We start from the raw sequence: 20,383 nt of genomic DNA, 5'->3' as shown, positions 1-20,383 counted from the left end.
ACAACCTACTTTACTTGTAAATACTTGGTGGTTACGATTAAAGCGATGTGCTAAAGAGCAGTAAAACCAATAGGTCGAAGACAGCGCCGCAACTTTGGCTTAAGAGGGTTAACAGGCAAAAATTTATGACAAGCCCACAGCGTACGTTAATCGCGCTAGACATGTTGAGTGACGATATAAACCTACTGAACGACTCACAAGTCAACAGTGAACTCCATTTCAAGTTACTCAGCGATTTCTTATCACAACTCAATCAGTTAAACGATAGTGTGCAGTTATTATCTGAAGCTGCAATGACACGACTCTTTGTTGGGTCTCTTTTTGACCATATTATTAGCCGTAAATCTATGATTACGGTATACATGAAATTATTGAACTATGTACTCACTGCATGGGATGCAACGCTGAAAGCCGATGCAATTATTAACGATTACTTTGATGATAATGCGGATGTGCGATTAGAGCTTTTGCAAGTTAAGGCGATAAAGGCTAAATCGCAACTAAAAACAGTGGCCTCAGCGATGGGAAAGCAAGATTATGAGGTGTTTTGTACATTATTAGGGCTTAGTGCTGATAAGTGGCAGTGGGATACACTGCGCGCCCGTTTTTGAGGCAGTAGCGCGCCGTCGCAACCCTATAAACTGGAATTATATCAGTAACGCTAAGCGTTATTCAGAAGTCTTTATGCTCATCTTAGACATTCCGTCACTTTCATTGAGTACACGCACTTCACGTTGAGGGAAAGGTATCTCAATATTATGTTCTCTCAAGGTTTCAAAAACTGTCAGCAACAAGTCGCCACCCACGCGATTTTTACCGTCGTCTACCCCTTCCATCCAAAACTCGATAAACATATTAACGCCTGAGTCGCCAAAACTATCAATTTCACAGTCTGGCTGCTCTTCAAATGGAATCCCTTCACCGCCTATCACCTGCGGGTGGTCTGCTACAGCAGATTTCACTATTTCAACCATCGCGCGGATATCGGTTTTGTAAGCCACTGAAAAATCGATGCGGTAGCGCTGTTTTGAATCTTTGTGTGTCCAGTTGATAAGTAGTGAGCTGATGAACTTTTCGTTGGGCACTAAAATATCTTTGCCATCAAAGGTTTCTAATACTGCGTAGCGCATTTTAAATTCGCGAACGATACCTTTTCTACCATCTTCAAGCTCTACGTAGTCGCCAACGGTTAATGAACGATCGAGTAGAATAATAATGCCGGAGATAAAGTTAGAGGCGATTGATTGCAATCCGAGGCCTAATCCAACACCTAGTGCACCGCCAAATACTGCCAATGCGGTGAGGTTAATGCCCATCACATTGAGCAATAAAATAAACGCTACGCAAAATAGTGCGACTTCAAAAAGTTTTGCAAACACTTCTTTTGTCGATAAATCTAACGACTTATGATTTCTGATTATGTCTTGGCCAATGGCGTTTGAGCTTCGGCCTAGCCAAAAGAGAAGCCCGCCGAATAGCACAACCCTAGCAACGCCATAAGCAGAAATTTGGACGTTTCCTACCGAAATAGCGATAGATGCCAAGGCTTCATTAATTATTGGAAGCAGCCCGATAAGGTGTAAAAACAAAATAGGTAAACCCACTACTCTCATAAGGCGAGCGGTAGATTTATTCTCTACAAAACCGTTGATAATTGAATTGACAAAAATAAGTACAGCAACCACAACGGCAATATCTAATAGCCATGCGTCAAACTGAAAGCGTTCTCCTAGTACAGTAGAAAACTTCAGTAGGCTTATGGTAATAATAGGAAATAGGGAACGGCCTAAGTTGTACAAAAAACCATGCAATGTATGAGCACCGCTTTGTGGTTTGCTTTTTGTAAATCTGAGAGATTTTTCAATTTGCCTAGAAAACAAAAATGCGCTCAGATAAATAAAAGCGATAGTGAGCAGCTGTGCATAGAAGCTTGTCGATAGTATCGATGACTCAATAATTAAAAGCTTACTTTCGATAGCTTGATAGAATTGCTCTATATTCATTCGTTTATTTACTCCAAGAGCATACGACTATGTATGCAGAAAACGCGTTTTATACTGAATAAAAGATTTGGTAAAGATTTTTCTTAAAGGAGGTGCTTATTTTGCTGTGTGATTTTGCAACAACTTGTGCGTTTACTTATTCAACACCTCTGAGTTTAGCATAGTTACGGTACTTCCGAAAAAGCGATAAATAAGCAGGCGGAGAAACACCATGATTAAAAAGCGTGCTGGTTATCATGCGTTATAAATGATAGACTCCGCGCGCGCTTAAACAGGATAGCAGCGTGCGTTTATTCCATCTTGTACAATAAATCAAAAGAGCTTTTTAAGTCGCTTCGGTGCCTTGGTCATCCCCTTTATATTTTAAACCCATCGGTTAGCAAAATAACCCATCGGTTAGCAAAACGGCATTCTCGCTTCACCCAAAGGTACCTACTGCTTTATCAGACAAAGCAACAATTTTTCAGGAGTTAGTTATTTAATGTCATTTTCCCAGCTAGGGCTTGCCGAGCCGTTGTTGAAAGCAATCGAAAAACAAGGGTTTAGCAAACCATCACCTATTCAAGAAAAAGCAATTCCCGTCGTGATGGAAGGGAAAGATGTACTTGCTGCTGCGCAAACCGGAACCGGAAAAACTGCGGGGTTTGGCTTGCCTATATTGCACAACCTATTAGATGGTAAAAAAGCGTCAGGCAACAATATTAGAGCCTTAGTACTAACACCTACTCGAGAATTAGCTGCCCAAGTAGAAGAAAGTATTCGTTCGTTTAGCACGTTTGTGCCATTAACTACGGCAGTTGTATTTGGTGGTGTAGGTATAAACCCGCAAATGATGAAATTGAGAAAAGGGGTTGATGTACTTATTGCCACGCCCGGTCGTCTTCTCGATTTGTATCAACAAAATGCTGTTAAGTTTTCCCAGCTAGAAGTGCTTGTGTTAGATGAAGCCGATAGAATGTTGGACATGGGCTTTATCCACGACATTAAAAAAGTACTTAAACTGTTGCCCGCGAAGCGTCAAAGTCTACTTTTCTCCGCCACATTTTCACCAGAAATTACAGCATTAGCGCAAACGATCACTCGCGATCCAGTGCACATCTCTACGGCGCCAGCAAACACCACCGTAGACTCAGTAAAACAGCATTTGATTACTGTAGACAAGTCTAAAAAGACCTCAGCACTGATTAGCTTAATTAAGCAGGAAAAGTGGAGCCAGGTACTCGTATTCAGCCGTACCAAGCACGGTGCTAATCGTGTTGCCGACAAATTGTCGAAAGCGAAGATTCCAGCAGCCGCTATTCATGGTAATAAAAGCCAGGGTGCGAGAACCAAAGCACTATCAGATTTTAAATCAGGCGACATTAATGTGTTGGTAGCAACCGACATCGCCGCTCGAGGCATCGACATCAGTGAACTACCTATTGTTGTGAATCTTGATTTGCCAAATACGCCTGCAGACTATGTTCATCGAATTGGTAGAACGGGAAGAGCAGGCTCAAGTGGACAGGCATGGTCTTTTGTCAGTGTAGATGAACTTCAAAGTCTTAAAGATATTGAAACCCTTATACAAAAACTGCTTCCAAGAGAGACGTTAGAAGGGTTTGCACCCCAAGTGCCGGTTCCTGCTACCACACTGTCTGCACCGAAAAAGCCAAAGAAGCCTAAAGTGGCAAAAACGTTTGATAGTGCAAATCGATCTCAGGGTTCTGAGAGTGGACGAAGCGCAAATAGAGGCGGTGCTAATAAGAGCGGTGCTAATAAAAGTGGAGCTCAGTTTAAAAACAAGCGACGCAGTTCATCAAACACGGAAGGTGGCAATCGCGGAAATTCTGCGGGCCAAAGTCAGGCTAAGGGTAATGGCAGCAGCCATTCTGCCGCCAGACGTTCAAAGCCTCAAAACGCTTAACACGCTATTTAGCGCGTTACTGCCATGAGAAAGGGCCATGCTCAGTGAGTGTGGCCTTTTGGGTTTCTAATTCCCCTTCACTTGGGTTTAGCTGTGCTTGAGTTCGTTCCATTAGCTCCTTTTGTAGAGTAGCGCGAAACTGGCGAACTTCTTTCCACATAGCGTAAAAATTATCAGCTGTGTCACCTTCTAAGTCACCATTGATATCATCCTTTAACAAAGGCGATAGCTCCTTGTACGCTGCCTGCAAGCGGGCAGCATGTTCTTCATTGTATGACGTCTCTTTAGGCGTGGGGGTATAAGACTGTAACGCAGCAATTTCTTGCTCACTTAATTCGCCATGAGCGGTAAAATATTCAACATAATCAATAAGTGGAATGCTATCAGCATGGGCCCATCTCGCCATGCTAGCGCGATTAAGTAACGTTCCTGTGTTGGGTTCAACAATCATTACTGTGGGTGTGGCATAGTAAATGGGGTAATCAAACCGCTTGGTAATGCTGCGTCTATCCTCTAGTAAACCAACATCCACAAGTAGGGTTGTGTAATACTTTTCTAGAATAGGTTGCAGTGCTTCCGATTCAAAGTGTGAGGCCAGTCCCGTACTGTCATGACACCACTGGGCACCTAACACCACCAATAAAAGCGTGTTGTTTTCGACCGCCTTTTTCTGAGCGTTTATTACATCGTGTAAAGGAGACTCGCTTGGGACATAGGAAAGCGTGCTTTTATCACTACTTTCATCGCTACTGCCGTTATTGGCCGCCATGGTCGATTCGGCAAAAAGTATTGCCGACAGGGTGGTTAGCATAATTGCGGTTAAAAAGGATAGTGCAGCGTACTGAATTGTTGATTTCATTGTACCGGTGTCATGTGATTGGGTTGTCTACTTTTTAATGTATCACAACAAGGTCCGTACGCACTAAATTAGGGGCTGTACTTTCAATCTGCGTTTTAAAAAGCTTGTGCGTTTACCGGTTTTAGCCCCATTAAATATAAGTAAATTGTATTAAGAACCTGACGGTTCCCTCTTTGTTCTATTTCGCTTTCGTGTATAGTTCCTCACCAGCGAAGAATTCCTATTTTAACGTAGAGAGACCCATGGCCGTGCACCTTGATACCCAGTCGTTGATTACGTCTATGCAACATGTTGTTGGACAAGCTTACTTACTGACGGACCCTGCTAAAAAGCAACCTTATTGTAAAGGTATTCGCTTTGGCTCTGGTGAGGCGTTGGCGGTGGTGCGCCCAGGTTCGCTGGTGGAAATTTGGCGAGTGTTACAGCTATGTGTCGATGCAGATGTAGCCGTCATTATGCAGGCTGCTAATACAGGTCTCACTGGAGGCTCTACGCCTGACGGAAAAGAGTACGACAGACCCCTTGTTATCATTAGCACTATGCGTATCGACGATATTCAGTTGGTGAACGAGGGCAAGCAAATAGTCGGTCTTGCAGGCAGTACGCTATTTGGCTTAGAAGAGCAGTTAGCGCCTTACGGCCGAGAGCCTCATTCAGTAATTGGCTCTTCGTGCATCGGCGCATCAATAGTCGGCGGCGTTTGTAATAATTCCGGCGGAGCCCTTGTTAAGCGTGGCCCAGCCTATACCGAGCTAGCGTTATTTGCCCAAATTGACGCCGACGGCACGCTATCACTGGTGAATAACCTCGGCATCAAGTTAGGCAGTGATCCTGAAGAGATCCTCGAGAATTTAGAAAACAAACGCTGGACAGATGCTGATGTAGAGCAGCCTGACGCAAGAGCGTCGGACAATGAGTACGATGCTAGGGTGAGAGACGTCGATTCAGACACGCCATCGCGCTATAACAATGACGGTCGCAGGCTGCACGATGCATCTGGATGTGCGGGAAAGCTTGCCGTATTTGCTGTTCGTTTAGACACCTTCCCTATACCTGACAAGAAACAGGTGTTTTATGTGGGTTCAAATGATGCGAACGTATTTACGTCAGTGCGTAGAGACATTCTTTCTACTTTTACGCATTTGCCTGACTCTGGTGAGTATTTGCATCGCGACTGTTACGACGTGTCGAAGAAGTACGGTAAAGACATGTTCATTGTTATTAATAAACTGGGTGCAAAGTTTATCCCCCAACTGTTTGCGTTTAAACGTAAGTTTGATGCATTCGCGGATAAATTAGGGTTTTTACCCAATAAAATGTCAGACCGTGTTATGCAGGCTTTTAGCTATTTATTTCCGAATCATCTCCCTAAACGCATGGATGAATTCAGAGATAAATACCAGCACCACTGGATTTTGGAAATGAGCAATGAGGGTGTTGACGAAGCTCGCCAATACCTTAATGAATTTTTCAAAACCAACGAAGGTGGCTACTTTGAATGTACCGAAGACGAAGCGGATAAAGCGATACTCCATCGCTTTGTAGCAGGGGGGGCAATTGGTCGTTATCACATTATGCACTCTAAGAAAGTGGGTGCCATGATGACAATCGATGTGGCCCTTCGCCGTAATGATCCTGCATGGTTTGAAGTATTACCTAAAGATATTGATGAGCAAATAGACACCAAACTTTACTATGGCCATCTGTTTTGCCATGTCATGCATCAAAATTATATTGTCAAAAAAGGCGCTGATGCAAAAGCGCTAAAAAATAAGATATTAACCACCTTTGACGAGCGCAAGGCGGAATACCCAGCCGAGCATAACGTGGGGCATGAGTATGCAGCCAAAGAAACACTGCGGAATTTTTATCGAAAACTCGACCCTACCAATAGCTTTAACCCGGGCATAGGTAAAACCACAAAGCTTAAAAACTGGGCGGGACAAGGCGGTGGCTGCTGTGGCGGTCACGACTAGGGTCAATATTAGACCTTCAGGCCAGAAACGCGAACGCGGGAATACCCACCAACGTTCCACGAAAAAAAACCGATATTGACGTGCTACGTTACGAGCATGCATTATCGGTTTTTTATTCGTCCGCTTTTTCACGGCTCAACTGCCAAAGCGCTGAGCCGCAAAGCCTGTAGTCCCACAGTCAGCAACTACTTTCTTGCCAGCGGCTTAGTGAGTTTACACTTGCTTAAGCAAGCTTATTAATAATGGATGAAAAATCCAGTGAGCCGTTGCCTTCATCGCAGTGTTGCTCAAACCACTTGGCTGCAAGTTCGCCCATAGGCACTTGAGCATCAACCCCTTCAGCGCCCTGCATGGCGAGCGTTAAGTCTTTCAGCATGAGTGCAGAGGCAAAACCGCCAGCGAAGTCGTTATCAGCCGGGCTTTGCGGGCCCACACCTTTTACCGGACAGTAGGTGGTTAACGACCATGTTTGACCGGAGGCATTTGATGCAATATCAAAAAATACTTGAGGGTCTAAGCCTAGCTTTTGCGCTAACTGGAGGCTTTCACAGGTGGCTATCATTGAGGCGCCTAATAACATGTTGTTGCAAATTTTAGCTGCTTGACCTGCGCCATGGCCTCCTGCATGGACAATTTTCTTGCCCATTGCGCCTAGTACGCCTTTTGCCTTTTCAAAAGCATCGGCATCACCGCCCACCATAAAGGTAAGTGTTCCTGCTGCGGCAGCCGCTGTGCCACCAGAAACTGGGGCATCCAGCATCTTCAGTCCGTAACTTTCGGCTAATTCAGACACTGCCTTTGCTGTGCCCACATCAATGGTTGAGCAGTCTATTAATAATGTGTTTTTATCCACATTAGCCAGTATCTGGTTGGCGTAAATGTCGTGCACATGCTTCCCAGCAGGCAGCATGGTCACCACTATTTCAGCGCCTTTCACAGCGTCAACAGCAGAGGATGCGACCTTACAACCAAACCCTTTTGCTTTGTCTAGCGCCGCCTCGCTGAGGTCGAACGCTGTGACGTCAAAATTGCCTTTTACCAGGTTGTCGGCCATGCCTGAACCCATATTGCCTAGGCCAATAATTGCAACTGCAGTCATGTTTTACATTCCTTATCCTACGTGTTATCGAGGGCTTGTTGGTCTACGTTAGCGCTTTAATTAGCCCATGGTAGGGATGACAAACGCGTTATCATTAGTGTCTGAACCATCAGGCCAGCGCTGCGTGATAGTTTTCACCTTCGTCCAGAATTTAACACCTTCCATTCCGTGCTGGTTCGTATCCCCAAACGAAGAGCGCTTCCAACCACCAAACGTGTGGTAGGCAACAGGAACAGGAATAGGAACGTTTATGCCTACCATACCTACATTAACTCGCTGAGCGAATTCACGGGCCGCGTGACCATTACGGGTGTACATGGCTACTCCGTTACCGTATTGGTGGTCGCTGGCAAGATTAACCGCTTCATTAAAGTCGTTAGCTCGCACGATTTGCAGTACTGGGCCAAAAATTTCTTCTTGATAAGAGCGCATGTCTTTTGTCACATGGTCGAATAGCGTAGGTCCGATAAAAAAGCCTTTGCTGTCAGTGGGGATTTGCGAGTTACGGCCGTCATAAACAAGCTCTGCCCCTTCCTCAATAGCAAGGTCGATGTAGCCTTCAATACGCGCTTTGTGTTCACCGGTAACGACAGGTCCGTAATGGGCATTAGGATCTTCCGAATGACCAACCATGATCTCTTTAATGGCAGGAAGCAGTTTTGCTTTTAGCTTTTCTGCGGTTTCTTCTCCCACAGGCACTACTACCGGCAGTGCCATGCAGCGTTCACCTGCTGAGCCGTATGCTGCGCCCACGAGGTCAGCAACTACTTGGTCAAGGTCGGCGTCGGGCATAATAATACCGTGGTTTTTGGCACCGCCCATGGCCTGAACTCGCTTGCCAGCGCGCGCGCCGCGTTCATACACGTAATTCGCAATGTCGCTTGAGCCCACAAAGCTCACTGCTTTGATATCTTTGTGATCTAAAATGCCGTCTACGGCTTCTTTGTTGCCGTGCACTACATTGAGTACACCGTCGGGTAACCCCGCTTCTGTCATTAATTTCGCTAGCTCAACCGGTACAGATGGATCCCGTTCAGAGGGCTTTAAAATGAATGCGTTTCCGCACGCTATTGCCACACCAAACATCCACATTGGGATCATGGCAGGGAAGTTAAACGGTGTTATACCCGCTACCACTCCCAGGGCTTGACGCATAGAGTACACATCAATACCAGGCCCTGCGCCTTCGGTATATTCACCTTTTTGGGCATGAGGAATACCACAAGCAAATTCGATAACTTCTAAACCGCGCTGAATGTCGCCCTGTGCATCGCTTAATACTTTTCCGTGCTCACTGGAAAGTAGCTGCGCCAGCCTGTCGCGGTTAGCTTCAAGAAGCTCTTTAAATTTAAACATTACCCGAGCGCGGCGCTGCGGGTTAGTCGTAGCCCATTCAAGTTGTGCGGCTAACGCAGAATCGACGGCTTTTTGAAGTGTATTTTGATTCGCTAAGGATACTTCAGCTTGAACATCACCTGTGTTTGGTGCGAAAACCGACGCAGTACTCTCTGACTCGTCGCGGTATGATTTACCTGCGATATAGTGATTAATCTGTCTCACGTAATTACTCCTCATTTTTTTACAATATTGAAACCTTGTGTTTGCAAGGTCAATACATATACTTACAGCTTGGTGCTGTAAAAATGCAGGTGTATTGATGAATTGGGACGACATGAGGCTATTTCTCGGGCTGGCGAGAAACGGTCGGGTAGCGATTGCAGCTAAAGGACTTGAGTTAGATCCCACCACACTGATACGACGTGTAAAAAAGCTTGAAGATTCTCTAAACTGTAAATTATTTGAGTTAACAAATAAGGGATATGTTCTCACCGCCCACGGCGTAAAGCTCGTTAACTACATCGAAAAAGCAGAGCATTATTTTCTAGAGGCGCAAAACGAGCTACACGATGAACGTTCGCATTTGGCGGGAACAATCAGAGTGAGTGTGTCAGAGGGGTTTGGAAACTGGTTTTTAGCACCGCGGCTTCCGGCTTTTAAGCGCATGTTTCCCGGCATCTGCATTGAGTTGGTGGCAACCAGTGGTTTTTTGAACCTAAATAAACGAGAAGCCGATATTGCTATTCTGCTCGAAAAGCCGAGCAAAGGACTGTTAGTCACTCAAAAACTCACTGAATACTGCTTGTATTTATATACTAAGGAATCCTTAGTAAAAGGGGGTAAACCTGAGTCTCTCAGCGAGCTTTCCCAATTTAACTTAGTCAGCTATGTGCCCGATTTGGTGTTTGCACCGCAGCTCAAATTTATCGAGGAAACCGCGTTATCTCAGTTAAGCGCGTTAAGAAGCACAAGTATTCACGCTCAGTATCAAATGCTAATGAATGGCGCTGGTGTAGGCATATTGCCAAAGTTTATCGCAGAGCATCAGCAAGGGCTAACTCGACTGCTGGAAAGAGACATTCATATCAAACGCACGTTTTGGCTAGCCACCCACAAAGAAACCCATTCACAAGCGCGCTTTCAAGCGTTTATTAATTGGCTTACTGATGAAGTAGAGACAGAAAAAACACGTTTTTGCGATAGCTAGACAAAAACGAACTCGTCCTCGTCAATGGGGTGAGTAGGCAAGACAGCGGAACAATAATACGCCTAAATTACATGGTCAAGCTATTGAGTAAGGCCATCAATTCAGTGGTTTTAGCTACACCAAGCCAAGGGCAGATAGAGTGCCAAATCCTACGGCGGTAATAGGTAGAGAAGTTAAGGTACTTACTGCAATAATACTTGCCGCTAAACGGTGATCGCCACCTAAGTTCCGCACCATGATATAGCTAGCCGCTGCCGTAGGGGCGACAGAAAGTAACAGCAATACGCCCAAACTCATACCCCTTATTCCCGCCATATAAGCCATGCCAACTAGCAGCGCAGGGTAGACAATACACTTACTTATGGTCGTAACCACAATGTTATACCAATCACTAGAGAAAGATCGAAATTGCAACGAAGCGCCCGTGCATATTAAGGCAAGGGGCAAGGTCAACTGGGCAAAGTATTCCCCAGTTTTAAGCACGACTTCGGGTAATTGCCACTGATAATAGGAAAATGGGAGAGCTATCACGATAGACAAAATTAGCGGGTTTTTAGCAACTCCCTTTATTTGGTTGATTGGCGCACTGAAGCCTATTTGATAAAAATTCAGAATAAAAACCGATAAAACGTTATACAAAATAGTGATGCAACCCATGTAAACTGAAGCGGCTGCCAGTCCCTCTTGCCCGTAGGTATTCGCCGCATAAGCCAGGCCGATAATGCCCATATTAGCTCTAAACCCGCCTTGCACAACTACACCCTTGGCGTTGGTATTAACTACGGTGAAGTGAGCAAGAACCACAAGGGCAGCAAACATGATCAATGTGCCTACAAGACCGATAGCAACCAATGGAAGGTTAGCGGCTTTCGAAAAGTCAGACTGACTAATAGAGAGAAACAGTAAGGAAGGTAGCGCTATATTAAAGACCAGTTTAGAACCAGATTCTACAAAGCCATCGTTAAGCCATTTAACGCGCACAAAGTACCATCCTAAAAGTAATAGTATGAGGACGGGAAACAAAGTGCTAGTGATGAATGAGAGCATCTTAAAAATTAGGTAAACGACGGTACATAGTAGAGTATCAAAATTTTTGCTTGCACGAGGGCTTTATCAAAAGAACTGTCGAAGTCCGTACTTAATTTTCGTTTGAACTATTGCGTCAAGGTCTTTCGATTAAAAAATATTCACAAATTCTTACAAAAAGAGTAGATTTTATTCATCGGCTAATTTAGGGAAATATGGTGAGTCAGCAAAATAAGTTGAAGGGTATTTGCGCCTTTCTCACAATAGCGATTTACTGCATTTTTGGGGTTACCTCGTGGTATGCCTCTGCTCAAGCAAACAGTATCAATAGCGGCTCTCATTTTAACATCCAAACCAAAAGTAGCGCCAACAGCAAGTTGTTATTTGTTTCTCCCTCCGACGATCACCGTTCTCTGGTTAACAATAAACTCTTTTTAAGTCAGCCTGACAATACTATTACTAACGCACAACAAGCGCTGGCGGCATTTAATGAAGATAAATTCATTAAAAACACAGCTAATAAAGTGAGTTTTGGGTTTACTGATGAGATTCTGTGGGCTGTATTACCTATTCAAACGGATACAACGAAGGATGGCGGGCTGTCTGCAGTTATAGAGATTGATAATGCGTGGCTCGATGTTGTCGATATCTTTTTCATTTACGGTGATGAAATAGTGAGGCAAGAGTCGCTAGGCGACACTGAGGCGATAAGTGGGCGTACATACAACGCTAGAATGCCCTCGGTAAGTCATGTCTTTGCGTCAGGCAATACGTATGTGTTGTTTCGCTTCATCTCTCAAGACCCAATGACAATTCCAATTTACCTCAGCAGCGAAAGTGCAACAAAAAGTGTCATGCTTGAGAATGCCTATTTTTATGGATTTTTGTATGGCGCACTGCTGATTTTGCTGGTGTATAACCTGGTACTTTACACCTACCTCAAAGAGCGTAGATACTTACTCTATTCTTGCTATTTACTTGCATTCACCGCCTTCAATTTTACCTATACAGGCCATGGTTACTGGTGGCTTTGGGGTGAAATGCCATCGGTGCAGCAATGGCTCATGCCCACTCTAATGCTCTGTTACATAATCGCTGGCGTAACCTTCACTATTGAGTTCCTAAATGTTAAAAAGTACCTACCCTCATTATTTGTCAAGCGCAAATTCATATACGCAGGATTGTTAGGCTTAGCTGTTGTTATGCTGGTCTATGGTAGTCAGCAGTTCGCCATCATGGTGCAGCTGGTTATTTTAACAACGCTGTCGTTGTGGATGCTTCTTATTGGCGTAATGTGTTACAAAAACGGTAATGTGTTAGCGACGTTTTTTGTGCCGGCAATTGTGCTTGGCACTGGCGGTGCGACAGTATCGAGCTTGGCAACATGGGGTATTGTACCCTATTCACAGTGGGCGTTTAGGGGGATAGAGCTTGGTATGCTGCTGGAAATGTCGCTGCTGTCAGTCTCTCTAGGATTTAACTTTAAAGAAGTATACAAAGCTCGGTTAAGCGCTGAATTTACTTCTAGAATCGATCCACTCACTAACCTGTATAACCGAAGAGCATTTACGCAATTAGTGTATCCCATCTGGGAACTTGGCGTTCGTAAAAAGCAGTTCATGTCGATTGTAATCATCGACTTAGATTGGTTTAAGCAAATTAACGATCAATTTGGCCACGACATCGGTGATGCTGCGCTTGAGCTCGTGGCAAAGACAATTAAGGCAAGAGTACGCAGTTCAGATTTAGTTTTCCGATGGGGAGGCGAGGAGTTTTTACTGTTCTTGCCTGATACCAATGTGAACGATGCCAACGCACTTGCAGAAACCCTGCGGTCGAGTGTTGAGAAAGTAACAAGTGAATCTATTACCAAAGTAACCACGAGCATTGGTGTTGCGGCGTTTAACTTTCAAGAACCGGGAGACAACAAAATAGAAGGTTTAATTAAACTAGCCGATAAAGCGCTCTATTTAGCTAAGCAGAAAGGAAGAAACTGCGTGGTAGTAGGCTGATGTACGTTTACCTCGCAGCACAATATTTTTTTAATGCTTTCAATGTGTTTTCCCGTTGTTGGCCATTGTCGTTCTAGCGTATGCTTTTACTTTTATTTTTGTCGCAGTGTTCCTATGTATCAAAATTTTCAAGCCGAGCTAGACTGGGCAAGCCTTCATATGCCGCGAACCAAGCGTGCAGTTTCTTCATTACCCGATTTAAGCAAGGTAAAACTTGCTTGTAATATGCATCTAGACCTAAAAATGGCGCCTTTAGTTGAAGGGCTGCTATCGCAAGGGTGCGAGATATTTTTAACAACCTGTAACCCCACTACCGTGCAAGACGACGTGGTGGACTACTTAGTTAAAAAGGGGGCAAAAGCACAGGCATGGCGTGATATGAGCCAGGCTGAGTGGTCAACATCCTTTGATAAAGCGTTGAATTGGCAGCCAACGCACTTATGCGAGATGGGCGCAGACCTCACCACTCGCTTACATGAAAATGCCGACAAAGGAGAATATACGCCTACTATAAAAGCGAGTTTGGAAGCCACAGGTTCTGGTATTAGTCGTTTAAACGGTATGGCACCACGATACCCTATTTTTAACTGGGACGACCTACCCGTGAAAGAGGGTCTTCACAATCGGCACATGGTAGGGCTAAGCGCCTGGCAAACTTTTTTTCAAACCACGCATCTCACGCTGCACGAAAAAGTAGTCGTAGTTGTAGGTTACGGTTTGGTTGGTCAAGGTGTGGCGGCGTCAGCGAGAGCGTTTGGGGCTCAGGTTCAGGTGGCTGAGTTAGACCAAGCAAGGGCACTGCAGGCAAAATATGACGGTTGGCCAGTAGTAAATTTACAAGACGCGATTAAAGACGCTGACATTATTGCCACGGCTACTGGCGCTGAAGGCGTTATTGGCGCTAGGCATTTAGATACCATGAAAGATAACTCATTTATCTTAAACGTGGGGCATGTAGCAAAAGAGATTGACGTTGCCTATTTAAAAGCCAATAGCAGTTATAGCGAGCCCTTGCCTTATGTCAATGCATATAAGCTCAACAACAAAACCATTTTTTTATTGGCAGATGGCTCTATGTTTAATTTAACGGCAGGCTACGGCGACAGCCTCAATGCGTTTGATGTCACACTGGCTGTAATGGCCTCAGGCATTGGGTATATTGTGGGCGAGGGCTCGACACATCAACGCGGGCTTTACTTACTGCCTGAAAATGCCTGGAAGTCGGCACTATAAATCTGGTGTTTTATGGCGCATTTAAAGTTTGTATCTTAAGCTGGGCTACTACCAAAGAGGCAATGGCTTACGCCATTGCCTCTTGCTATTGCTTCACGCTTTTTATAAGCAGGGCTACTCAAGTAAAGAACAAAACTTCGTGTTAGCTTTTTGAAATTTGAAGGCGAGTACTCGCCAGCGTTAAGTTATTTGATGAAAAGCGGTTGAGCTTATTTGCTGCAACCGAACGCTCGAAATTCTCAACACACAGCGTGGCCTTGTTTTGTAGGCAATTCAATACAGCTAAATTGTTAAGCGCGATGCTTTTATTACCTGACTGGTTTACGGCCTTCTCACAGTGTGATTGGGCTGCTTCTAGGTTCCCTGTTGCAATGTGCGCTACACACAGGTTTGTGTGCAAAGGGGCTTGCTTAGTCATTACGGTAGTGCGCGCTAGCTGCGCATTTAATTTGCGAATGCCGTCACTGTAATTTCCGTTCTCCACTTCCTGAACGCCGTAAACATCTTCTAAGGTGGTACGAAGCTTATAAATGTTGTTGGTTTGCGCTAACGCTGTAGTCGCAAAAAGAAGCGTAGCTGCTAGGGTTAATATTTTAGTCATGATAATCTTCCACTTGTTGCGCTAGTTGAATTGCTTTTAGTCTAATCACGTTGCCGTGAGTCAGACTCTGGTTAACGTTTTGTTAAACGATGAGTGGAGAATAGTGAAATTCGATGTAATTACATGATGAAAAGATAATTACGCACATATTTGTTTCTAATGAAAACCTAATGAACATTATTTTTCTATTTTAGTTCATCCAAATCAGTTATTTATGTTTTTTGAAATGAGGTTGCTTGGTGCCGTCTACGCTATTTTGTATTGAAAATTATATTGTTAATACCGTGGATAATACGATCTCCAGCGATGATAGCACTGTGAAAATTGAGCCAAAATGTATAAAAGTGTTAAATGTTTTGGCGGAAAGTGCGCCTAAAGCAGTAAGCAGAGAGCATATTCACAAGGTGGTGTGGGGAGAACGAATTGTTGTTGATGAAGCCCTGTCCCGTGTTATCTCTCAGTTGCGTCATGCGCTGAATGATAATAAATCGAAGCGTCTGATCAAAACCATCCCCAAACTAGGTTACAAGCTTACGGTAACGCCTGTTGAGCTATCAACAGCTGTGAGCTCTTCGAATAATCAGTTTTCAAAATCGTCGTCTTCAAATATGCCCTTTTCAAATAAGACAACAGAGCACGCAGCGGTTAACATAAACGCTGAGACGAGTGGCGACACCGAGGAGCAAGACCGGGACCAAAACCAAAAGTCTGCAGTCACATCTATCGAAGACAGCGCTCTACTCTTAAATGAAGATGCGAATGAAGGCTCAAGCAGAGACTCAAACACTGGCTCAGCCGCAGTCCCAACAGAAAGTGTAGAAAAATCTGATAACACGTTAAAAAAGAACCGAGGGCTGTGGTTGCTAATTGGTGTGCTGGTGGTTGCCGCTATCGCAACTGCTATTACATCGGTTTTTACATCGAGCAACAATCTGTTGGCAGATTATGCCAATCAAGCGCCTATTAAGAACAACTCTATTGCAATACTGCCTTTTAGTCAGATTTCAGATGATACCGACTCTTCGTATATTTCACTTGGGCTTACTGAGGAAATAATTTCGAGCTTGTCTACGACTCCTGGCTTTAACGTACCTTCGCGATACTCAACCTTGGCGCTGACCAAGAAAGGACTTTCTCTCGCTGACATTGCCACCGCCTTAAACGTAAATTATGCCCTTGAGGGAAGCGTCAGGCGTATTAATCAAAGCTTTAGAATATCCGTTCGACTGATTGCTCCGTTTGAGGACAAAGCGTTGTGGACTGCTCAGTACGATGCCACCAATAATGATTTACTAAAAGTGCAGCTTGAAATTTCTAATGCAATTATTGCGCAGGTTTCCAGCACGCATTCTTCAACCAATACGACATTGAAAGCAGGGATCACCGACAATGCTGCTGCCTACCAAGCGTATCTCAAAGGCACTTATTGGTGGATGAATGGCACTACCAGCGAGTGGTTCCGCAAAGCTGAAGAGGCATTTTTAGATGCCGTCAATTATGACCCTACTTTCTCTGCTGCTTATGGCAGCCTTGCGTACATTTATGCGCGGTATAATTTTTATGATATGTACATACCGCCAGATCAGGCGTTGCCCAAGGCAAGGGCTGCGATTGATAACGCACTGCGTTTAAATCCCAACGACGCAAATGCGCACAATGCTACTGCTATTTTGGCAACCCTACGCTTTGATTTCAAAAAAGCAGAAGCATCGTTGGATCGCGTATTGAATGAGGATGCACATAATGCAACGAGTCTTTACTTGTATTCAGAGTTGGCGCTAGCGCAGCTATTACCCGATAAAGCATTATCGTTTGCGCAAAAAGCCCGTGAGGAAGAGCCGTTATCCCCATGGGTGAATGTTAATCTCGCTATTGTGCACTATTGGCGAGGTGAAGCTACGCAAGCGTTGGCTGCGCTTGATAACGCGTTGGAATTAGATAGTGCATATACATGGGCTTATGTGTGGAAGGCAAAGGTGCTAGCGTTACAGGGCAACAATAATGACGCCATCGATATTATGGAAGCTTGTTTGACCATCGATCCATTTTCTACGATTAACGCCGCTTACCTTGGCACGCTTTATTCAGCGCAGGGCAGCACAAATAAAGCCAACCAGTGGTTTACCCATACCGCTTCCTTGTTAGGCGATACCACTACGGCTAGGTTCTGGAAAACTCATGGAAACAGGCTAGAGAGGGGAACAATTGGCAACGCAGATATTGCGCTGATGGAGTCGCTCCTTCAAAAGCAGACGCAAGCATTCAGTGTTATTCCACTGCTCGTCAAGGGATATATAGCGACACAGCAAGAAGATATTGGCTTTGATGTCATTCGCGGCCATTTTCCATCGCTCAGCACAGTCAACCCGATGGTTAATAGTCGCAACGCTGAGGCTGCATTGGCACTACTTCAGCTTTCTTCCCAATCACTACCTGATATCCGAAAAGCGCTAACAACATTTATTGATGCCTATCCTGCATGGACAACGCGAACGGGATTTAAAGGAAGGTTTAAAAAAGCGGTGTCAGATTGACACCGCTACAGACTTGTATAGCCGATAGGCTATTAACGGCGTTTGAATGGCGGGTGACCGCTAAAGTTTGTTGAGTTTTTGCTATCGTCGATGGTTTCGAACTGAGCAACGTCAATAACTGGAATGCATTCAATTGAGCGTTTAAATGGCGGTTTACCACGCATATCCACACTCATTCTATTTTCACATTCAGTGGAAGCGTTAAGCAACTCAAACTGAGCTACATCGTGCTCTTGCACTTCCACAAGCCTACGCTCGAATGGTGGCTTGCCTGTGCGATCCACAATAATCATTTTCGTTACGCTAGCATTGTCTGCGCCTTTGTTGGCGCTAGCTGTCGCAAGCGGCACTGCTGCTATCGAAGATAGCATTAAAAGAGGTAATAAACGTTTTTTCATAGTAAGCCCTCATTTGCAAGTAATCATGTTTGTATACGAACAAAGTGTAGCTTTTGATGACAAAAAAATAACCCTATCTCGAGATAGTTAAAAACTATCAGGTAAGTATAGAATAGCAAAAAAACTTTGCCAGCACGGCGTGGGATTGCACATTTAATGTGCTATTTTGCACGCTACTGGTGCGATGGACTGCCTAGAAATAAAATTTTCATTTCAAAATCAGTTGCTTAAGCATTGGCTTTGATGTTGCTGTGTTTATCTTACTACGTCATTGCTGGTTATGAAGCCAATCACAACTTATGATATTACAAACAAAGCGACTTTTTACACGCACCTGGTTGATGTTATTTTTTGCCGTATTCACATACTGCGTACTTAGCTGCAGTGTAGCAAACGCAAATTCCTTCTCGTTAACAAGCAGTAGTGGCGGAACCTTGTACTTGCAAAGCTTCGACGCCGATGAGCGCGAGTTCAACTACCTCATTGATACCGGCTCTTCCCTCACTATTTTGAATAAGGCTACGTTTAAGGTTTTTGCAGCTCAGCAGCATGTTACTGAAGAGGGCGTGGTGATTGCGAAGCTTGCGAACGGCAGAAAGCAAAAGGTGAAGCTTTACACCATTCCTTCATTGGCGTTAAGTGCAGACTGTCATTTTGACAACGTGAAGGTGGCCGTTATGGACAATCAGCACAATATCCTCGGAATGGAAGTGTTGGGCAGAGCAGCACCGTTTGGTATTCAAATGTCGCCACCCACATTAACGCTGCACCAATGCGACGATGAAATAGGCTCAGAATTACTCGCAAAAAGCCCTGCAGAACCCGTTTTGTGACCAGCTTAATAAAAACGGGTTGTAAAAACCAGTTTCCATCAATTTATCTTCCTCCTGTTGCCCTCTGTGGTATTTGCCTATCGACATCGTTACCAATCATGTAAATTAACCACATTGCATTTAACGTAACCAGGCAAACAATTCATGCAAATTGGCGGAAAAACTCAGCAAGAAGCACTAGCAACACTGCGCGACATGACAACAGATATGTCCCAACCTTCTGTTTCAGAGCACACAAGCAGAATAGAAAAAGCGCAGCGCTACATGCAGGCCAATAATATAGCTGCACTTTATCTTAATGCAGGTACTAATTTAGCCTACTTTACGGGAATGCAATGGTACGCCAGCGAGCGCTTGGTTGGCGCTATATTGCCAGCTTGTGGAGACGTTGTTTATATTGCCCCAACCTTTGAGATTGATTCCTTAGAAGAGCGTAAGCTTATGGCTGGACACATAGAAGGTTGGCAAGAGCACGAGAGCCCCTACGCCTTATTTGCAAAGCTAATGAGTAACATTGATACTGCATATGGCAGCAAGGTTGCTATCGACGAATCAACACCGTTTTTCATTGTGGATGGATTCAGTAAAACCTTGCCTAATACCATTGAAATAATAAATGGTAGCGAAGTGACTGCCCATTGCCGTATGCACAAATCGCCTCATGAGCTAGCACTTATTCAGCGAGCCATGGATATGACGTTAGCGGTTCATAAGGCAACCGCAAGTATGCTCAAAGAGGGAATGACAACGACGGAAGTAGAGGCATTCATCAACGAAGCCCACAGGAAAGTGGGTGCAAGTGGAAGTTATTTCTGTATCGTTTTGTTTGGCAAGGCCACCTCATTTCCACACGGGGTGAAAGATCCTCAGGTTTTAAAAGCCAACGATCTTGTGTTAATCGATACTGGCTGCAAGCTGCATGGATACCTATCAGATATTACGCGAACCTATTGCTTTGGCGAGCCAAGTGCACAGCAAAGGCTGCTGTGGAATAGTGAGAAACAAGCGCAAATAGCGGCGTTTAATGCGGCAACGTTGGGAAGCACATGCGGCGATGTAGACGCTGCTGCTAGGCGCAGCCTAGAAGCCGATGGTTTGGGGCCAGATTATACGCTGCCTGGATTACCTCACCGCACGGGTCATGGCATTGGGATGGACATTCATGAATGGCCGTACTTAGTTAAAGACAACCCTCATCTATTAGCGCCCGGTATGTGTTTTAGCAACGAGCCTATGATTGTTGTGCCCGGTGAGTTTGGCATTCGCTTAGAAGATCATTTTTATGTTACTGACACCGGCCCGGTGTGGTTTACCGAGCCAAGTAAATCGATCACTGAGCCGTTTAATGACTAAGCGGC

At 44.6% G+C, this 20,383-nt stretch carries 16 protein-coding genes; 9 read left to right on the top strand and 7 right to left on the bottom strand.

Annotated elements, in window-relative coordinates:
* Positions 1–125: 125 nt before the first annotated feature.
* Entirely contained in the window at positions 126–611 is a 486-nt protein-coding gene (locus ACOJR9_RS15675) for a hypothetical protein (RefSeq protein WP_420933854.1), read from the top strand.
* Positions 612–668: 57 nt separating this feature from the next.
* On the opposite strand, the gene ACOJR9_RS15670 is transcribed toward ACOJR9_RS15675, so the two are convergent.
* Positions 669–2,003: a mechanosensitive ion channel family protein gene (locus tag ACOJR9_RS15670; RefSeq protein ID WP_420933853.1), complete on the bottom strand. Its 1,335-nt coding sequence runs from the start codon at positions 2,001–2,003 to the stop codon at positions 669–671.
* 481 nt (positions 2,004–2,484) lie between these two features.
* Here ACOJR9_RS15670 and ACOJR9_RS15665 point away from each other — a divergent pair, with 481 nt between their 5' ends.
* Positions 2,485–3,909 (top strand): DEAD/DEAH box helicase, encoded by a 1,425-nt coding sequence (locus ACOJR9_RS15665; RefSeq protein WP_420933852.1) that lies wholly within the window; start codon positions 2,485–2,487, stop codon positions 3,907–3,909.
* A gap of 16 nt (positions 3,910–3,925) precedes the next feature.
* On the opposite strand, the gene ACOJR9_RS15660 is transcribed toward ACOJR9_RS15665, so the two are convergent.
* On the bottom strand, positions 3,926–4,768 hold the full coding sequence (locus tag ACOJR9_RS15660) for a thioredoxin family protein (RefSeq protein ID WP_420933851.1): 843 nt from the start codon (positions 4,766–4,768) through the stop codon (positions 3,926–3,928).
* 242 nt (positions 4,769–5,010) lie between these two features.
* On the opposite strand from ACOJR9_RS15660, the gene dld reads away from it, so the two are divergent.
* Entirely contained in the window at positions 5,011–6,744 is a 1,734-nt protein-coding gene (dld, locus tag ACOJR9_RS15655) for a D-lactate dehydrogenase (RefSeq protein WP_420933850.1), read from the top strand.
* A 223-nt stretch (positions 6,745–6,967) separates the two neighbouring features.
* Here the strand turns inward: dld and mmsB are convergent, their stop codons facing one another.
* Both mmsB and ACOJR9_RS15645 read right to left on the bottom strand, forming a co-directional pair.
* Positions 6,968–7,843, bottom strand: a complete 876-nt coding sequence (gene mmsB, locus ACOJR9_RS15650) for a 3-hydroxyisobutyrate dehydrogenase (RefSeq protein WP_420933849.1) — start codon at positions 7,841–7,843, stop codon at positions 6,968–6,970.
* Positions 7,844–7,903: 60 nt separating this feature from the next.
* A complete protein-coding gene (locus tag ACOJR9_RS15645) occupies positions 7,904–9,403 on the bottom strand; it encodes a CoA-acylating methylmalonate-semialdehyde dehydrogenase (protein ID WP_420933848.1) in 1,500 nt (499 codons plus the stop codon).
* Between the two features lie 97 nt (positions 9,404–9,500).
* Between ACOJR9_RS15645 and ACOJR9_RS15640 the strand changes: the two genes are divergently transcribed.
* The gene (locus ACOJR9_RS15640; RefSeq protein ID WP_420933847.1) at positions 9,501–10,388 is read left to right on the top strand and encodes a LysR family transcriptional regulator; all 888 of its coding nucleotides are present in this window, start codon (positions 9,501–9,503) and stop codon (positions 10,386–10,388) included.
* Between the two features lie 114 nt (positions 10,389–10,502).
* Here ACOJR9_RS15640 and ACOJR9_RS15635 read toward each other — a convergent pair whose 3' ends face one another.
* Positions 10,503–11,369 (bottom strand): AEC family transporter, encoded by an 867-nt coding sequence (locus tag ACOJR9_RS15635; RefSeq protein WP_420933846.1) that lies wholly within the window; start codon positions 11,367–11,369, stop codon positions 10,503–10,505.
* 260 nt (positions 11,370–11,629) lie between these two features.
* On the opposite strand from ACOJR9_RS15635, the gene ACOJR9_RS15630 reads away from it, so the two are divergent.
* Positions 11,630–13,426: a diguanylate cyclase gene (locus tag ACOJR9_RS15630; protein ID WP_420933845.1), complete on the top strand. Its 1,797-nt coding sequence runs from the start codon at positions 11,630–11,632 to the stop codon at positions 13,424–13,426.
* Positions 13,427–13,540: 114 nt separating this feature from the next.
* Complete coding sequence (locus ACOJR9_RS15625; RefSeq protein ID WP_420933844.1) at positions 13,541–14,659, top strand: adenosylhomocysteinase; 1,119 nt, start codon at positions 13,541–13,543, stop codon at positions 14,657–14,659.
* 142 nt (positions 14,660–14,801) lie between these two features.
* Here the strand turns inward: ACOJR9_RS15625 and ACOJR9_RS15620 are convergent, their stop codons facing one another.
* Positions 14,802–15,260 (bottom strand): tetratricopeptide repeat protein, encoded by a 459-nt coding sequence (locus ACOJR9_RS15620; protein WP_420933843.1) that lies wholly within the window; start codon positions 15,258–15,260, stop codon positions 14,802–14,804.
* Positions 15,261–15,544: 284 nt separating this feature from the next.
* Between ACOJR9_RS15620 and ACOJR9_RS15615 the strand changes: the two genes are divergently transcribed.
* Positions 15,545–17,794 (top strand): winged helix-turn-helix domain-containing protein, encoded by a 2,250-nt coding sequence (locus ACOJR9_RS15615; protein ID WP_420933842.1) that lies wholly within the window; start codon positions 15,545–15,547, stop codon positions 17,792–17,794.
* A 32-nt stretch (positions 17,795–17,826) separates the two neighbouring features.
* Here ACOJR9_RS15615 and ACOJR9_RS15610 read toward each other — a convergent pair whose 3' ends face one another.
* Positions 17,827–18,192 (bottom strand): hypothetical protein, encoded by a 366-nt coding sequence (locus tag ACOJR9_RS15610; protein WP_349377635.1) that lies wholly within the window; start codon positions 18,190–18,192, stop codon positions 17,827–17,829.
* A gap of 440 nt (positions 18,193–18,632) precedes the next feature.
* On the opposite strand from ACOJR9_RS15610, the gene ACOJR9_RS15605 reads away from it, so the two are divergent.
* Both ACOJR9_RS15605 and ACOJR9_RS15600 read left to right on the top strand, forming a co-directional pair.
* A complete protein-coding gene (locus tag ACOJR9_RS15605) occupies positions 18,633–19,025 on the top strand; it encodes a retropepsin-like aspartic protease (protein WP_349377634.1) in 393 nt (130 codons plus the stop codon).
* A gap of 144 nt (positions 19,026–19,169) precedes the next feature.
* Positions 19,170–20,378 carry a M24 family metallopeptidase gene (locus ACOJR9_RS15600; protein WP_420933841.1) on the top strand — a complete coding sequence of 403 codons (1,209 nt, stop codon included), beginning with the start codon at positions 19,170–19,172 and terminating at the stop codon, positions 20,376–20,378.
* Positions 20,379–20,383 lie beyond the last annotated feature (5 nt).

Source organism: Alteromonas ulvae, assembly GCF_048987005.1.
Lineage (GTDB): Bacteria > Pseudomonadota > Gammaproteobacteria > Enterobacterales > Alteromonadaceae > Alteromonas.
The sequence above is the reverse complement of the archived record's forward strand: the minus strand, read 5'-3'. Positions and strand labels throughout refer to the sequence as shown.

Excerpts from the sequence above, each read along its gene's own strand:
- ACOJR9_RS15640 (WP_420933847.1), top strand. The coding sequence starts at position 9,501 with ATGAATTGGGACGACATGAGGCTATTTCTCGGGCTGGCGAGAAACGGT.
- ACOJR9_RS15670 (WP_420933853.1), bottom strand. The coding sequence starts at position 2,003 with ATGAATATAGAGCAATTCTATCAAGCTATCGAAAGTAAGCTTTTAATT.
- ACOJR9_RS15625 (WP_420933844.1), top strand. The coding sequence starts at position 13,541 with ATGTATCAAAATTTTCAAGCCGAGCTAGACTGGGCAAGCCTTCATATG.
- ACOJR9_RS15610 (WP_349377635.1), bottom strand. The coding sequence starts at position 18,192 with ATGAAAAAACGTTTATTACCTCTTTTAATGCTATCTTCGATAGCAGCA.
- ACOJR9_RS15600 (WP_420933841.1), top strand. The coding sequence starts at position 19,170 with ATGCAAATTGGCGGAAAAACTCAGCAAGAAGCACTAGCAACACTGCGC.
- ACOJR9_RS15660 (WP_420933851.1), bottom strand. The coding sequence starts at position 4,768 with ATGAAATCAACAATTCAGTACGCTGCACTATCCTTTTTAACCGCAATT.
- ACOJR9_RS15665 (WP_420933852.1), top strand. The coding sequence starts at position 2,485 with ATGTCATTTTCCCAGCTAGGGCTTGCCGAGCCGTTGTTGAAAGCAATC.
- dld (WP_420933850.1), top strand. The coding sequence starts at position 5,011 with ATGGCCGTGCACCTTGATACCCAGTCGTTGATTACGTCTATGCAACAT.
- mmsB (WP_420933849.1), bottom strand. The coding sequence starts at position 7,843 with ATGACTGCAGTTGCAATTATTGGCCTAGGCAATATGGGTTCAGGCATG.
- ACOJR9_RS15630 (WP_420933845.1), top strand. The coding sequence starts at position 11,630 with ATGGTGAGTCAGCAAAATAAGTTGAAGGGTATTTGCGCCTTTCTCACA.
- ACOJR9_RS15620 (WP_420933843.1), bottom strand. The coding sequence starts at position 15,260 with ATGACTAAAATATTAACCCTAGCAGCTACGCTTCTTTTTGCGACTACA.
- ACOJR9_RS15675 (WP_420933854.1), top strand. The coding sequence starts at position 126 with ATGACAAGCCCACAGCGTACGTTAATCGCGCTAGACATGTTGAGTGAC.